Consider the following 14,007-nt stretch of genomic DNA (forward strand, 5'->3'; position numbering starts at 1 on the left):
TTTATTCACTCTCCACCTTGTAACCCAGTTCCCTCATGCCATTGTCGTAGCATTGCAGCCTTTGCGCTTGTGCCTTGATTTCTGCGCAGTGCGCAAAGGCTTCGTCAACGGCAACGATGCCAGCATTTTCAATATCTCGCTCTGAATATTCGATAGGCGGTTCGTCACGATCTTCGTCAATCGACCATGACGCGGCAACAGCCGAGGCGTGTATAGCTAAGACAAGAAACGCTGAAAAAGCGAATGCCGGTAATTTGTTGAGAAATTCAGACCTCGACGAGTTCAAGCCTGCGCTCGACCCTCTCCAAGCGCTCGTCAATGCGGTCGATGCGTCTCGAAATGCTCGCGTATTGTTGTTCAATGAAGCCGAGACGCTCTTTTGTCTCGAGGTGGTATTGCGTGTGCAGGGCGAGCGTCTCCTGCATTCGCTTGAGCGTTTCATAGATGAGCTCGTTCGTGACCTTGTCGGACATGATGTCACCTCGTTATGCCTTGAACATAGTGCGATTGCGCTCACTCCACAATCCCCGCCGTCTCAACAACCGCGCGCATCAACACATCAGCGCCCGCCGCCGCCCATTCCTTGGAAATCTCTTCGGCTTCGTTGTGGCTGAGGCCGCCGACGCAAGGGCACATGACCATGGTGGCGGGGGCGACCTTGGCGGCCCAGCAGGCGTCGTGGCCCGCACCGGAAATCAGGTCCATGTGGCTGTAGCCGAGGTCTTCTGCTGCTTTGCGGACGGAAGCGACCAGCGTCGGGTCGAAGGTTACGGGGTCGAAGTGGCCGATGGCCTCGATTGAGCATTTGACGCCGAGTTCGTCACAGATTTTTGGAGCCGCTGCCTCAATGGCGGCACGCATGCCGTTCAGCTTTTTCTCGTCCGGCGAGCGGATGTCGACGGTGAAGACGACTTTGCCGGGCAGCACGTTGCGCGAATTCGGGGTGAAGAACATCTGGCCGACGCCGCCCACAGCGCCCGGTTGGGCATCCATGGCCACGCCCTGAACCATTTCGAGAATACGAGCCATGGCAAGGCCTGCGTTCACGCGCATGTTCATCGGGGTGGAGCCGGTATGGGCTTCCTTGCCGGTGAGGGTAAATTCAAGCCACCAGAGGCCCTGGCAATGGGTCACGACGCCGATGGACTTTTCTTCGGCTTCCAGGATCGGGCCCTGCTCGATGTGGTATTCGAAATAGGCGTGCATCTTGCGCGCGCCGACCTCTTCGTCGCCGACCCAGCCGATGCGCTTCAGTTCGTCGCCGAATTTCTTGCCTTCGGGGTCGGTGCGCTCATAGGCCCAGTCGAGTTCGTGCATGCCGGCGAAAACGCCTGAGGCCAGCATGGCGGGCGCAAAGCGTGCGCCTTCTTCATTGGTCCAGTTGGTGACGACGATTGGATGCTTGGTCTTGATGTTAAGGTCATTCATGGAGCGCACGACTTCGAGGGCGCCGAGCACACCCAGAACACCGTCATACTTGCCGCCCGTCGGCTGTGTGTCGAGGTGAGAGCCGACATATACGGGGAGCGCATCGGGGTCTTCGCCGGGGCGGGTGGCAAACATGTTGCCGATCTTGTCGACGCCCATGGTCATGCCGGCGGCCTCGCACCATTTCTGGAAGAGTGCACGGCCTTCAGCGTCGGCGTCAGTCAGCGTCTGGCGGTTGTTGCCACCCGCGATACCCGGGCCGATCTTGGCCATTTCCATCAGGGAATCCCACAGGCGGTCGCCGTTGATCCGCATGTTTTCGCCAGGTGCCGCCATCGTGCTTACTCCTCAGTTTTTGAAGGCTTTTTCATATGCTGAAAAGCCTTTTTCATTGTTCCCGAGGTCAAACTTCGCTTTATTGATTTTTGTTATTGCGTTTCATCAGCGCTTGTCTGATAATTTGACCGATTGGTAAACAATACAATTTCTGAGGCGTCACTCAAGAAGAAAAATCGGGGTGCTGCACATTTTTCTTGCAGCGCCTTAATGATCGGCACTGTATGCGGTAGCGCCAAAGGTGTTTTTAAAAACGGGGGATCGTTCATGCCTGTACCCAGAGCCGCGAAAACGCAGCGCCGGACGCGCATTCAGGAAGAAAAAGAACAGATCATTCTCGAAGCCGCTCTCGACGTTTTTTCGCTCCATGGTTTCAAGGGTTCGACAATCGATCAGATTGCGGAAGTGGCAGGCATGTCGAAGCCGAATCTGCTTTATTATTTCCGCACCAAGGAGGCGATACACCGCGCACTTCTGGATCAGGTACTGGACACCTGGCTTGATCCCTTGAGGGAACTGGATGCCGAGGGCGATCCCGTCGCGGAAATCAGAAGCTATGTGCGCCGCAAGCTGGAAATGTCGCGGGACTACCCGCGTGAAAGCCGGCTTTTTGCCAACGAGGTTTTGCGCGGCGCACCCTCGATTCAGGAGGAACTGGCGGATTTGAAAGCGCTGGTGGATGAGAAGGCGCAGGTGATCCGAGCCTGGATCAAGGCCGGCAAGATTGCGCGTTGCGACCCTTACCATCTGATCTTTTCTATTTGGGCGACGACGCAGCACTATGCCGATTTTGATGCGCAGGTGCGTGCTGTGCTGGGTCCGGATAAGAGCGGAGAAGGGCGGTTTGAAGATGCCGCCCGATTCCTGGAGCAGTTTTATATCGGCGGGCTTCAGCTTCGCTGAAACCGAAGCCGCCGAATTTACTCTGCGTGGCAGATCTTAGTAAGGCAGGCCCACGTAGTTTTCCGCCATTGCTGTCTGTGCAGCGGTTGAGCTGGAGAGGTAGTCGAGTTCTGATTCCTGCACCTTTTGTCCAAAAGCGCCTTCATCGGGGAAGCGGTGCATGAGCATGGTCATGGACCAGGAGAAGCGTTCTGCCTTCCAGATGCGGCGCAGTGCACGTTCCGAATAGACATCGAGGCCGCTCCACTTCTTGTCGCTGTAAAACTCCTGCAGCCCCTCAAAGAGATAGTGAACGTCGGATGCTGCAAGGTTCAGGCCTTTTGCGCCCGTAGGCGGCACGATGTGGGCGGCATCGCCCACGAGGAAGAGCCGGCCAAAACGCAAGGGTTCGGCAACGAAGGAGCGAAGCGGCGCAATGGACTTCTCAATCGAGGGGCCCGTGACGACCTTTTCAGCCACATCGGCGGGGAGGCGGGCGCGCAGCTCGTCCCAGAATGCATCATCCGACCAGCCTTCAACTTCATCGGAAAGCGGCACCTGCACATAATAGCGGCTTCGCTCTTTTGAACGCTGCGAGCAGAGTGCAAAACCGCGCTCGTGGTTGGCGTAGATCAGCTCGTGATGGACCGGGGGAACATCTGCAAGAAGGCCAAGCCAGCCGAAGGGGTAGACCTTTTCGAAATTCTGCACGCCCTTGTCCTGAACGCTGGCGCGGCACACACCGTGGAAGCCGTCACAGCCGGCAATTAGATCGCAATCGATGCGGTGCGTTACGCCGTCCTTTTCGTAAGTCACATAGGGGCTGTCGCCATCGAAATCATGCGGTGTGACACCGCTGGCATTGTAGATGGTGACGCCACCGGTTGCCGCACGGTGATCCATCAGGTCGGCGGTCAGTTCGGTCTGACCGTAGACCATGACGCGCTTGCCGCCGGTCAGTTTGTTCATGTCGATGCGGGTCATGCGCCCGGAAAAGGAAAGCGAAAAGCCATCGTGGGGCAGGCCTTCCTTGTGCATGCGTGCACCGGCACCTGTACGATCCATCAGATCGACCATGCCCTGTTCAAGAACACCGGCGCGAATTCGGCCAAGAATATAGTCGCGGTCCACGCGATCCAGAATGATATTGTCGATGCCGGCATTGGTCAGCAACTGACCGAGCATCAGGCCAGACGGCCCCGAACCAATGATAGCGACCTGCGTGCGCATCCGCTTTCCTCCCATATGTTGATAGTGCGGCAATCATAGCGACGGGCCGCTTCCCAACAATGTAGAAAGCAATCAATTACTGGTACTTTTCATTCGTTTTGGGCAAAGGATTGCCGCTGGGTTCTGGACGAATTATCCATGGCCGATGGTATTAATGTTTCGGCCTTGGCTTGGTGCTGCATTTTACCCGTCAGACATTGCCCTCGTTGGGGATGTTCAAAACCGTGCCGCAATGCTTGCAGTGGATGGCGTCGCGTTCGTGATGGGAGAGGCCGCAGTTGGGGCAGGGATAGCGCACGCGCGACGGCCTGAAAATCGTCTGAATGAGACGCAGGAAAAGCGAAACGCCAAAGACCATGATGAGGATCGACAACAGTCGCCCGCTCTGTCCCTGCAGGGTTATGTCACCAAAGCCGGTGGTGGTCAGTGTGGTGATGGTGAAATACATCGCATCGAGAAAGTTCTTCACGTTTTCGTTGACGGCAAATTGGGAGACGAAAACGGCTTCTGTCATCACGAAGATGAAGATGAACAGATTGACGGCAGAAAGAATGACATCCTGATTGCGTTTGAAATAGGGGAAATCCTGTCCGAGTTTTTGTTGCAGACGATAAGACCGCAGGAGCCGAAGTACACGCAGGCTGCGCAGAAACGAGAAGTCTGCGCCCAGAACCGGCGCGAGAAACGAAATCATGGCAACAAGATCGGCCAGATTCAGCGGATGAAGAAAGAAGCCCAGTCTCTGTGGTGAAATCCAGAGTCGGGCCAGCAAATCGATCAGCAGGTAAGCGCCGAAAATCGCATCGATCTTTTCGGTCACCATTGAACCGTAGAAGAAGGTGGAGACGACCAGATAGACGATGGTCAGCACGTCCAGCGCGAGCAAGGCATAGCGGAATGTGTGCGCGGCATTGCTTTCACCTTCGTAGAGTTCCTCCAGCCGTGCCTTCAAATTTGCCACACAATTCTCCTTCCACTCGATGCCGCCTACTGATACTGGATTTTGCCTGCACGTGAAACCGGCTTGCACACAACATCAAGGCCTGAGGAAAACCTGTCCACATGAACGCGTCGACTGTGACCCACAATACGCACGCCAAAGGCATAGAAAAGGTGAAGGCCCATCTTGCGGTGCTGCTTTTTGCCTTGCTGATTTCCGGCTCCTTCTCACTCGGCGGCATGGCGGCGAAATATATCCCGTCGGCAGCAATCAACGTGCCGCGCTATGCTGTCGCTGTTTTGGCGATGTGGCTTTATGCCAGCCGCGTTCAAGGTGTCTCACTGACGTTTCCAAAATCGCCATGGCGCTTTGCCGTGCTGGGACTTCTCATGGCTATCTACATGTTCACCATGTTTGTGGCGCTGGAGTTCACCTCTCCGGTTGCCACCGGGGCGGTCTTTACGCTCATGCCGCTTCTGTCGGCTGTCTTTGCCTGGATATTAATGCGCCAGCGAAGCAAGCCAGCTGTCATTCTCAGCCTTATTGTTGCGGCAAGCGGAGCGATATGGGTCATTTTCCGCGGCAATGTCGAGGCGCTGCTTGCTTTTAATGTCGGCCGTGGTGAGATGATCTATTTTGTCGGCGTTGTTGCGCATGCCGCCTATGCGCCGTTGCTGCGTCTTTATAATCGCGGTGAGGATGCCGCATTTGTGGGTTTCTGGGCAGTGGCGGCAACCGGCCTGTGGCTGCTGATCCCCGGCATCCCAAGCCTGTTGCAGATCAATCTTCTGGCGATGCCGCCGATTGTCTGGGTGACGATCTTGTATCTTGGCATCATTACAACCGCGTTGACCTATATGCTGCTGCAATATGCGACGCTACGCCTGCCGACTTCCAAGACCTTGGCCTATGGCTATCTCATCCCGACGTTCGTGATCGTTCTGGAGGGGCTGATCGGTCACGGTTGGGTGGATATCTCCATTTGGGCCGGCGCATTGGTCACGGCCACGGCGCTTGCAATCGCGGCACTTTTGCCGGACTAGGTCCGTGACTTAAGGCGTGCTATTCCCAGGTGTGTAGCGCACGGAGCGTCGGGGTCTTCTTGAAGACGTGTCCATCCATGCGCGCCAAAAGCGTGTCGAGAAGGGTCACGGCTTCGCCGACGGCGGGTCCCTTGTTCAGCATCACGCATTCAGCGCGCGAGGCCATTGCGGCGTCGGTCATTTCTCCGCGGGAGGGCAGGCCGGTCTTTACCAGATCTTCGAGAACCTGTGTCGCCCAGATGACGGGGATGGATGCCGCTTCGCAGATCCACAGGATTTCCTCCTGCATTTCCGCCAGCCTTTCAAAGCCGATTTCGGCCGCCAGATCACCACGCGCGATCATGACGGCGAATGGCCGGTTCTGCCGCCGTGCTTCCAGGATCAGGGCCGGCAGATTGCGCAGCGCCTGCGGTTGTTCGATCTTGGCGACCAACCCGAGCGGTGCGCCGAGATATCCGATTTCGGCCAGTGCCTCATCAAGCAACGGGATGTCTTTTGGCTCGCTGACAAAGGAATAGCCGATCATGTCCGCGATAACGGATACGGCTTCGAGGTCGCTCTTGTCCTTGGAGGTCAGCGGCGAAAGACCGAGGGCCGTGTCAGGCAGGTTGAGGCCCTTTTCAGGCTTCAGTTTGACACCGCCTGCTTTCGCGTGTGTTACTTTCACAATCACTTCATTTTGACCTGTGGCGATGGCCTCGCCTTCAAGTTTGCCATCGTCGTAGCGGATACGGTGTCCAAGTTCCAGGCGCGTCACAATCTCGGGCAAGGACGCCCGCGCGCTGGCTTTGACATCGTCGGCGAGATGCGGTTCACCCTCTGCAACCAGCCGCAGGAGATCGCCGCGCTTGAGCCGGGCCTTTTTCTGCATCAAGACGTCTTCGGTCCTGATTTTGGGGCCGGCAATGTCCATCAATATCTTGACCGGGCGACCTGCGGCATTGGCTGCGGCGCGCACATTTTCAGCGATTTTGTTCCAGCATTCCTTGTCGTCATGGGCGCAGTTGATGCGGGCAATGTCCATTCCACGCGCCACAAGGTCGGATACGAAATTGGTGTCGTCGGCAGCGGTGGAGGGCATCGTCACCATGATACGCCCGCGGCGGCTTGCGCGCGGCGCTCCAAACAGCTCATCGGCTGCCTGGATCAACGCTGTCTCGCCGGCGAAAAATAAGGCGCTGTCATAGGGCTGTTTTTCAGTGCTCGTGCCATTGATGGCCGAGAGTGCATTCAGCGTTGCCTCAAGGGTCGGCATAACGCGACTTTCAAGCCGCCCGAGCGAGGAGAGGCCCAACACCATCAGCCTGCGTTGAAGTGGGCGAATGTCATGGCGGCGCAGCGCGAGATAGTGGCAGAGATTCTCCACTCTTTGTCGATAAGCTCCCTCCAGTGGCGTATCGTCCTCTAGACGGCTGAGAATGGCAGCACCCTCGACTGCGACTGCGTCTTTCAGAGCACGCAGTTCTGCCTCGAGGTTTGCAGCTTCATTGGCGAGGGTGGTTTCGGTGAGTTCGAACATGACATACCTGACATTTTTTCGTTCATTCCAGCTAACCCGCTATTTCTAAGGCATTATGACAGTGGTGGAGATTGCTGCATTCCCGGCAGCCAAAGGCACGAACGTCCTCTCGAAATTAATATGAGTTGGATTGTCATGTTTATACTTTACTCGAATACTCAAGTTATATAACGTCACCACCAATCACAGGATTGGAGGTGAGACAATGGGGAAAAAGAAGAATCGCAAACCGCAGCAGGAAGCGTCGTTTGAGGTGGGCTCGAGCCCTGCTGAAAACGGTGCGGGCGTTCGCAGCTTTCTCTATGTCGGCGGACGGGATTGTCAGGTTGCCCATCTGCGCAAGATTGCGCAATCACATGGTGCCGAATTGATCCACCACGATGGCGGTCTTCGTGAGGCGGTGAGCCGCATTGATACCGTTCTTCCCTCTGTCGATTGTGTTTTCTGCCCGATCGACTGTATCAGCCATGATGCGTGTTCGCGCGTGAAGTCAGGCTGCAAGAAACATGGAAAGCGTTTCATTCCGTTGCGCAACGGTTCCAAATCCAGCCTGGCGCGGGCGCTTGACGAACTCTCCGGAAGGTAAATCTCAAAGTGAAAGACAGTGACGACAGGCGGTTTGACAGCGGTCAGCCGCTCTTCAGGCTGCATGATATGGCAGCCCAACGCGGCGATGGGCTGATCCCTCAACTGCGCGATCTTTTCATGGGCGAAATAGAGCGGCGACCAACCGGAGACAACATTGTTGTTTTTCCTGCCGTTGAGCGTGACACTTCGCTCAAATTTCCCGATGCCGCGGAGGTGGTTGACCTCACGGCCCGCCGGGTCAAAGATTAAACGAAAGACAGGAGTGACAACGATGTTCGTTGCGATGAACCGTTTCAAGGTCGCCAAGGGGTCCGAAGAGCGATTTGAAGAAATCTGGCGCAGCCGCGATTCGAAACTGAAGGAAAATCCCGGTTTCGTGCAGTTCCACCTTTTGCGCGGCAAGACATTTGATGAAGAAGGCTACACGCTCTTCGCATCTCATACGATCTGGGAGCGTGCTGAAGATTTCGAGGCATGGACGAAATCGGAGCATTTTCGCGAGGCGCACAAGAATGCGGGTCAGCACCGGGAAATCTATATGGGGCCCCCGGTTTTTGAAGGCTTCAGTTCTGTTGAGGGGATCAGTTGAGCATCCATCCCGATGAAATGGCTGTGGAGGCGCTGCCGGTGCTTCCGTCGCTGGATATCGCCGAGACGCAGGACTTTTATGCCGGCAAGCTCGGCTTTTCCAATGTCATTTATCGCGATGATACCTATCTCATTTTGAAGCGTGACATCATGGAGCTGCATTTCTGGCTCTGTGATAACCGCACGATCTGCGAGAACACCTCAGTCTATCTGCGCGGTGGTGGAATCGATCAGCTTTACGAAGAATTCTGTCGCGCCGATATTGAGCGCCTGAGCGATTTCACCGTGCGGCCCTGGCGGATGAAAGAATTCTACATCCACGATCCGCACGGCAATCTATTGCGTTTTGGCCGAAATGCTTAAGGGGCGTTTGAAAAACGCTCCAATTGCCACAACAAGCCAGCCACCCATCATCAGGAAACCGCCTGTCGGGGCCGACATGGGGAAAAAGCCGGTGCCGACGACGTGGCGGTTGACAAGGTCTCCGGCAAAGAGAAGTGTCCCGGCAAGCAGAAGGACACCTGCGGGTGCGGCGGTTTTCAGCTTGTCATAGGCAAGGGCAAGTGCAAGCAGAGCCGGCGCATGTGCAAGGCACATGGTTGACGCCCCGCCCAGAAGCCGTTCATCGCCCATATGCGAGGCTGCTGCAGCGAGAGCGACACCAGCCAGTCCGAAAAGCCCTGAAAAGAGGATGAAGAGGCGCTGCCAATTTGCATCAGCCTTCATGCGCGTCTTCCTTGTTTTGCATGTGATAGGCCAATCGCTCGATTGGCTCCCAGATGATTTCACGCAGCTTGGGATGTTCAACCGTGTCGTCTAGAGCGCCACGGAAGCACAAGAGCCATTCATCGACCTCCCGCTTGGTGATCGGCGCATGGAGATGTCGTGCGCGCAGGCGCGGATGGCCGTATTTTTCCACGAAGAGCGGTGGGCCACCGAGATAGCCTGTCAGGTATTCGTAGAGCTTTGTTTCTGCATTTTGGAGGCTTGGCGGATGGATGGCACGCGCATTTTGCGCTTCCGGCAAGGTCTCCATCAATTCGTAGAAACGACGCACCAGTTTGCGCACCGTATCGTCAGCACCGATGGCCTCGTAAAGGGTGATCGTTTCCTTGTCTTCGGACGTCTCCACGGACAAATTCCTTCGGATCGATTTCGCTTGTTTCCAGCGGCTTATGACATGATTGTATGCAACCGACAACGCGGCGAAACGGCGCTCCTAATCTTCGTGAGCGGAGATAACGGCAAGGAAATCATCGCCGTAGCGCTCCATCTTGGCTTGCCCCACACCTGATATGCCCAAAAGCGCGTCTTGCGAGGTTGGGCGTTCCGTGGCCATGGCGACCAGTGTGGTGTCGGGAAAAACCACATAAGGCGGGACGCCGTTTTCCTTGGCAATCTCCATACGCCTGGCGCGCAGTTCTTCAAACAGCGCCTGATCGGCCTCGGCCAAGGCAGATTTTGCCTTTGATGCACTGGCCGAACTGCTTTTGGTCTTTTTGCCTGCAGCAGGGCGGTCCTTGCGGAAATGGATGTCGCGCTCGCGTTTGAAAACGGCGCGCGCCTCTGGCTCAAGCTTCAAGGCACCAAACGCGTCATGATCGACGCGAACGAGGCCCATGGCGAGAAGCTGGCGGAAGACCGATTGCCATGTCTTTGCCGGAATATCCTTGCCAGCGCCGAAGACCGGCATATCGGCATGGCCGAAGCGCTGTGTCTTTTCGTTATCATTGCCGGTGATCACATCAATGACGTGGCCTGCACCGAACCGCTCGCCGGTGCGGTAGATGGCGGCAAGCGCAATGATAGCGGCTTCTGTGCCATTCCAGGTTTCCACTGGTTTCAGGCAGGTATCGCAATTGCCGCAATGACCCGGATGCGCCTCGCCGAAATGGGCAAGAATGGCCTGCCGTCTGCAACCTGCCGTCTCGCATATTCCGAGAAGCGCGTTCAGCTTGGCGCGTTCTACCCGCTTGATCTCCGGGCTTGCGTCTCCCTCCTCAATCATGCGGGTGCGGCTTACCACGTCGGTCATGCCATAGGCCATCCAGGCTTCCGAGGGCAGGCCGTCGCGTCCGGCGCGTCCGGTTTCCTGATAATAGGCTTCCACCGAGCCGGGCAGGTCGAGATGGGCAACATAACGCACATTAGGCTTGTCGATCCCCATGCCAAATGCGACCGTTGCTACCAGGCAAAGCTCTTCTTCTTTCAGAAAAGCGTCCTGATTGGCGTCGCGCACGGCTCTATCCATACCTGCGTGATAGGCGAGTGCCCGAATACCCTGACCGTTCAGCCATTCTGCCGTGTCCTCCACCTTGGCGCGGGACAAGCAATAAACGATGCCGCTTTGCCCCTTGTGGCGGCTCAAAAACTGCAGAAGCTGCTGGCGGGCCTGCTGGCGCTCGACGATTTCATAGGCGATGTTCTTGCGGTCGAAGGAGGTGGTAAAAACCTCTGCCGACTGCAGGTTCAACCGCTCAATAATGTCATCGCGTGTGTGCGGATCTGCTGTTGCCGTCAAGGCCATGCGCGGCACGCCGGGATAATCGTCTTTCAGGGACCCCAGCGCCCGGTATTCGGGGCGGAAATCATGGCCCCATTGAGACACACAGTGGGCTTCGTCGATGGCAATCAGTGCGATCTTCGTGCGACCGATCATGTCCTTGAATGCCGGTGTGACAATGCGCTCCGGCGTGACATAGAGGAGGTCCAGGCTGCCGGAGGAAAGGGCATTCCGGACTGCGGCAAACTCGTCCTGCGACAGGGACGAGTTCAAGGCCGCCGCCCGCACGCCAAGCTGCTTCAACGCTTCCACCTGGTCACGCATCAGGGCAATCAGTGGTGACACGACAATGCCGATGCCATCACGGCACAGCGCCGGGATCTGATAGCAGAGAGATTTACCTGCCCCTGTTGGAAAAAGCACCACGGCATCCCGCCCGGACACGACGCGCTGGACAACCGCTTGCTGCTTGCCGCGGAAGGCAGGATAGCCATAGACGCGTTTGAGAACGGCGAGGGGATTTTGAGCGCCCTGATCTTCAAATACCGGATCAATGCGCTCCGACAGATTTGGCATGGAATCGCTTTCCTTCAACTGGATTGACTATGGCACAGGCCGCTCCGGACATGCCAGCCGTTCACAACACCTGTAGGAATCTTTTGCGCTCCAATCCTTTATTGCGAAGGGCTTCAGCCTGTGGACAGGCGAAACATATCGATCAGTCTATGTCGCAATTGGAACATCTATTTTGACAGCGACACATTTTCACCACTACAGTGTCTTGTGAGAAGACAGAAATGGAGGGGCGGATGTTCAAGAAAATCATGGTCCCCGTCGATTTGGCGCATGCCGAGAAGTTATCAAGGGCGCTTTCAGCGGCGGGTGAATTGTCAAAGCTCTATGGTGCGCCAATCGTCTATGTGGGTGTCACCGCCGAGACGCCGGGCGCGATGGCCCATAATATCACCGAATATGGTGAGAAGCTGAAGGCTTTTGCGGCGCAGGAGGCTGCGAAATACGGTTTGGAAGCTACCTCTCACAGCGTCGCCAGCCATGATCCGGCGGTGGATCTGGACCAAGCGCTTGTAAAGGCTGTTGGCGACACGGGAAGTGATCTGATCGTGATGGCGACGCATATACCCAATGTTGCCGACCACATCTGGCCCTCCCATGGAGGCAAACTGGCGACGCATACGAATGCATCCGTATTTCTCGTGCGCTCCTAAGTCGAAATAAGGGGACATCGGCTTTGGGATCGCCGGGCTGATCAGAACATAAAAATCAGGAGAGACCCATGACGGACACAGGAATTCCGGCACCGGAAGGGCCAACCGACATAATTGAAACCGATTATGAAATCGGTCAGGACAATATCACCGCTTCAATCGGGCCTTTCGGCCTCGACGTTCACAATCCGGTCTTCATGGTGTCCGGTTTGACCATTGTCGCGTTCGTTCTGCTGACGCTCGCATTTCAGGAGCAGGCCGGATCGATGTTCAACAGTTTGCGCGATTGGCTGACGGCGACATTCGATTGGTTTTTCCTCCTGTCGGCAAATGTGTTCGTCCTTCTTTGCTTCTTCCTGATCGTTTCGCCCTACGGCAAGGTTCGCATCGGCGGCAAGGAAGCGACACCGGACTATTCCTATTCCGGCTGGTTTGCGATGTTGTTTGCCGCCGGCATGGGCATCGGGCTGATGTTTTACGGCGTGTCTGAGCCGATTTCGCATTTCTCCTCATCGGTTGCCGAAAATGCTGGGTCGCCGGAAAGCTGGGCGCCGCTCGGCGGTGCTGCTGGCAACAATGAAGAGGCGCATAATCTCGGTATGGCTGCGACCATCTTCCACTGGAGCCTGCATCCATGGGCAATTTATGCCATCGTGGCGCTGGCGCTGGCGATCTTCTCCTATAACAAGGGCCTTCCACTGACCATGCGCTCGGTTTTCTATCCGATTTTCGGTGAGCGCGTGTGGGGCTGGACAGGGCATGTGATCGATATCCTGGCTGTTTTTGCAACATTGTTCGGTCTTGCCACGTCGCTGGGCTTTGGTGCCGAACAGGCCAATGCCGGTCTCAATCACATTTTTGGACTGCCGGTCAGCGATGTTTCCAAGGTGCTGCTGATCGTGGCGATTACTGCGGTTGCACTTACCTCGGTGGTTGCGGGCCTTGATGCCGGCGTCAAGCGGCTCTCAGAGATCAACATGATGCTTGCAGCCCTTCTGCTGCTGTTTGTTTTGTTTGTCGGGCCGACGCTTGCCATCATCTCCGGCTTCTTCACCAACCTTTATGAATACGCCCGCTATCTGCCTGAGCTTTCCAATCCCTTCGGTCGAACGGACGATAATTTCCGCGATGGCTGGACGGCGTTTTATTGGGCGTGGTGGATTTCCTGGTCGCCGTTTGTGGGCATGTTCATTGCCCGCGTCTCACGTGGCCGCACGGTGCGCGAGTTCATCACCTGCGTTCTGATCATTCCGTCGCTCGTTTCGGTATTATGGATGACAGCCTTTGGTGGTACCGCAATCGACCAGATCGTCAATGATGGTTATCAGGCCGTGGCCAACGCGCCGCTTGAACTGAAGCTGTTTTCGATGCTGGAGGCATTGCCGCTGCAGCAGATCACGTCCTTCATCGCCATCGTTCTGGTCATCGTGTTCTTCGTCACCTCATCCGACTCCGGTTCGCTGGTGATCGATACGATCACGGCCGGCGGCAAGGTGGATGCGCCTGTTCCGCAGCGCGTGTTCTGGGCAAGCTTCGAGGGCATTGTGGCAATTGCGCTGCTGCTCGGTGGCGGTCTTGGTGCATTGCAGGCGATGGCCGTTTCGACCGGCTTTCCCTTCACCATCGTGCTGCTTCTGGCGTGTTATGCCATTGTGAAAGGGCTTGCGAGCGAGCCTCGGTAAAAGCGGCATTCAGATTGAAGCTTGAGGGACCCCGGTGCCATG

The 14,007-nt window shown here is 56.4% G+C and carries 17 protein-coding genes; 8 read left to right on the plus strand and 9 right to left on the minus strand.

Going from position 1 to position 14,007, the window contains the following annotated elements; all coding sequences use genetic code 11:
- Nucleotide 1: 1 nt before the first annotated feature.
- The 3 genes from NHF56_RS03790 to NHF56_RS03800 are packed head-to-tail and all read right to left on the minus strand — an operon-like array spanning nucleotide 2 to nucleotide 1,764.
- On the minus strand, nucleotides 2-286 hold the full coding sequence (locus NHF56_RS03790; protein WP_252801708.1) for a hypothetical protein: 285 nt from the start codon (nucleotides 284-286) through the stop codon (nucleotides 2-4).
- Nucleotides 267-473 (minus strand): hypothetical protein, encoded by a 207-nt coding sequence (locus NHF56_RS03795; RefSeq protein WP_252801709.1) that lies wholly within the window; start codon nucleotides 471-473, stop codon nucleotides 267-269. Before NHF56_RS03795 ends, NHF56_RS03790 begins: the two co-directional genes overlap by 20 nt.
- A gap of 40 nt (nucleotides 474-513) precedes the next feature.
- A complete protein-coding gene (locus tag NHF56_RS03800; protein WP_252801710.1) occupies nucleotides 514-1,764 on the minus strand; it encodes a Zn-dependent hydrolase in 1,251 nt (416 codons plus the stop codon).
- A 267-nt stretch (nucleotides 1,765-2,031) separates the two neighbouring features.
- Here NHF56_RS03800 and NHF56_RS03805 point away from each other — a divergent pair, with 267 nt between their 5' ends.
- Nucleotides 2,032-2,667: a TetR family transcriptional regulator C-terminal domain-containing protein gene (locus NHF56_RS03805; RefSeq protein WP_252801711.1), complete on the plus strand. Its 636-nt coding sequence runs from the start codon at nucleotides 2,032-2,034 to the stop codon at nucleotides 2,665-2,667.
- 36 nt (nucleotides 2,668-2,703) lie between these two features.
- Here NHF56_RS03805 and pobA read toward each other — a convergent pair whose 3' ends face one another.
- Nucleotides 2,704-3,876, minus strand: a complete 1,173-nt coding sequence (gene pobA, locus NHF56_RS03810; RefSeq protein WP_252801712.1) for a 4-hydroxybenzoate 3-monooxygenase — start codon at nucleotides 3,874-3,876, stop codon at nucleotides 2,704-2,706.
- Nucleotides 3,877-4,066: 190 nt separating this feature from the next.
- Complete coding sequence (locus NHF56_RS03815; protein WP_252801713.1) at nucleotides 4,067-4,837, minus strand: ion channel; 771 nt, start codon at nucleotides 4,835-4,837, stop codon at nucleotides 4,067-4,069.
- 101 nt (nucleotides 4,838-4,938) lie between these two features.
- Here NHF56_RS03815 and NHF56_RS03820 point away from each other — a divergent pair, with 101 nt between their 5' ends.
- A complete protein-coding gene (locus NHF56_RS03820) occupies nucleotides 4,939-5,859 on the plus strand; it encodes a DMT family transporter (protein ID WP_252801714.1) in 921 nt (306 codons plus the stop codon).
- Between the two features lie 19 nt (nucleotides 5,860-5,878).
- Here NHF56_RS03820 and NHF56_RS03825 read toward each other — a convergent pair whose 3' ends face one another.
- The gene (locus tag NHF56_RS03825; RefSeq protein ID WP_252801715.1) at nucleotides 5,879-7,378 is read right to left on the minus strand and encodes a pyruvate kinase; all 1,500 of its coding nucleotides are present in this window, start codon (nucleotides 7,376-7,378) and stop codon (nucleotides 5,879-5,881) included.
- Between the two features lie 205 nt (nucleotides 7,379-7,583).
- On the opposite strand from NHF56_RS03825, the gene NHF56_RS03830 reads away from it, so the two are divergent.
- From NHF56_RS03830 to NHF56_RS03845, 4 genes are read left to right on the plus strand one after another with little or no spacing between them, the layout of a single operon-like run.
- Nucleotides 7,584-7,964: a DUF2325 domain-containing protein gene (locus NHF56_RS03830; RefSeq protein WP_252801716.1), complete on the plus strand. Its 381-nt coding sequence runs from the start codon at nucleotides 7,584-7,586 to the stop codon at nucleotides 7,962-7,964.
- An 8-nt stretch (nucleotides 7,965-7,972) separates the two neighbouring features.
- Nucleotides 7,973-8,215 (plus strand): hypothetical protein, encoded by a 243-nt coding sequence (locus NHF56_RS03835; protein WP_252801717.1) that lies wholly within the window; start codon nucleotides 7,973-7,975, stop codon nucleotides 8,213-8,215.
- 22 nt (nucleotides 8,216-8,237) lie between these two features.
- Nucleotides 8,238-8,555, plus strand: coding sequence for an antibiotic biosynthesis monooxygenase (locus NHF56_RS03840; RefSeq protein WP_252801718.1), 318 nt, complete (start codon nucleotides 8,238-8,240; stop codon nucleotides 8,553-8,555).
- Nucleotides 8,552-8,917, plus strand: a complete 366-nt coding sequence (locus NHF56_RS03845; protein WP_373456245.1) for a bleomycin resistance protein — start codon at nucleotides 8,552-8,554, stop codon at nucleotides 8,915-8,917. The genes NHF56_RS03840 and NHF56_RS03845 overlap by 4 nt, the downstream gene beginning before the upstream one ends.
- On the opposite strand, the gene NHF56_RS03850 is transcribed toward NHF56_RS03845, so the two are convergent.
- From NHF56_RS03850 to recQ, 3 genes are all read right to left on the minus strand, one after another.
- The gene (locus NHF56_RS03850; RefSeq protein ID WP_252801719.1) at nucleotides 8,891-9,280 is read right to left on the minus strand and encodes a DUF423 domain-containing protein; all 390 of its coding nucleotides are present in this window, start codon (nucleotides 9,278-9,280) and stop codon (nucleotides 8,891-8,893) included. The genes NHF56_RS03845 and NHF56_RS03850 overlap by 27 nt on opposite strands.
- Nucleotides 9,270-9,686, minus strand: coding sequence for a group II truncated hemoglobin (locus tag NHF56_RS03855; protein ID WP_252801720.1), 417 nt, complete (start codon nucleotides 9,684-9,686; stop codon nucleotides 9,270-9,272). The genes NHF56_RS03850 and NHF56_RS03855 overlap by 11 nt, the downstream gene beginning before the upstream one ends.
- An 87-nt stretch (nucleotides 9,687-9,773) precedes the next feature.
- Nucleotides 9,774-11,633, minus strand: a complete 1,860-nt coding sequence (gene recQ, locus NHF56_RS03860; protein ID WP_252801721.1) for a DNA helicase RecQ — start codon at nucleotides 11,631-11,633, stop codon at nucleotides 9,774-9,776.
- A gap of 233 nt (nucleotides 11,634-11,866) precedes the next feature.
- Between recQ and NHF56_RS03865 the strand changes: the two genes are divergently transcribed.
- Nucleotides 11,867-12,283, plus strand: a complete 417-nt coding sequence (locus tag NHF56_RS03865; protein ID WP_252801722.1) for a universal stress protein — start codon at nucleotides 11,867-11,869, stop codon at nucleotides 12,281-12,283.
- Nucleotides 12,284-12,351: 68 nt separating this feature from the next.
- Nucleotides 12,352-13,965, plus strand: a complete 1,614-nt coding sequence (locus NHF56_RS03870) for a BCCT family transporter (RefSeq protein ID WP_252801723.1) — start codon at nucleotides 12,352-12,354, stop codon at nucleotides 13,963-13,965.
- Nucleotides 13,966-14,007 lie beyond the last annotated feature (42 nt).

Origin of the sequence: Rhizobium sp. L1K21 (assembly GCF_024055895.1) — a bacterium.
In the GTDB taxonomy this organism is placed as follows: Bacteria; Pseudomonadota; Alphaproteobacteria; order Rhizobiales; family Rhizobiaceae; genus Ensifer_A.

Coding starts and splice junctions, on each gene's coding strand:
- NHF56_RS03840 (WP_252801718.1), top strand. CDS start 8,238: ATGTTCGTTGCGATGAACCGTTTCAAGGTCGCCAAGGGGTCCGAAGAG.
- NHF56_RS03825 (WP_252801715.1), bottom strand. CDS start 7,378: ATGTTCGAACTCACCGAAACCACCCTCGCCAATGAAGCTGCAAACCTC.
- recQ (WP_252801721.1), bottom strand. CDS start 11,633: ATGCCAAATCTGTCGGAGCGCATTGATCCGGTATTTGAAGATCAGGGC.
- NHF56_RS03805 (WP_252801711.1), top strand. CDS start 2,032: ATGCCTGTACCCAGAGCCGCGAAAACGCAGCGCCGGACGCGCATTCAG.
- NHF56_RS03865 (WP_252801722.1), top strand. CDS start 11,867: ATGTTCAAGAAAATCATGGTCCCCGTCGATTTGGCGCATGCCGAGAAG.
- NHF56_RS03870 (WP_252801723.1), top strand. CDS start 12,352: ATGACGGACACAGGAATTCCGGCACCGGAAGGGCCAACCGACATAATT.
- NHF56_RS03830 (WP_252801716.1), top strand. CDS start 7,584: ATGGGGAAAAAGAAGAATCGCAAACCGCAGCAGGAAGCGTCGTTTGAG.
- pobA (WP_252801712.1), bottom strand. CDS start 3,876: ATGCGCACGCAGGTCGCTATCATTGGTTCGGGGCCGTCTGGCCTGATG.
- NHF56_RS03850 (WP_252801719.1), bottom strand. CDS start 9,280: ATGAAGGCTGATGCAAATTGGCAGCGCCTCTTCATCCTCTTTTCAGGG.
- NHF56_RS03820 (WP_252801714.1), top strand. CDS start 4,939: ATGAACGCGTCGACTGTGACCCACAATACGCACGCCAAAGGCATAGAA.
- NHF56_RS03795 (WP_252801709.1), bottom strand. CDS start 473: ATGTCCGACAAGGTCACGAACGAGCTCATCTATGAAACGCTCAAGCGA.
- NHF56_RS03800 (WP_252801710.1), bottom strand. CDS start 1,764: ATGGCGGCACCTGGCGAAAACATGCGGATCAACGGCGACCGCCTGTGG.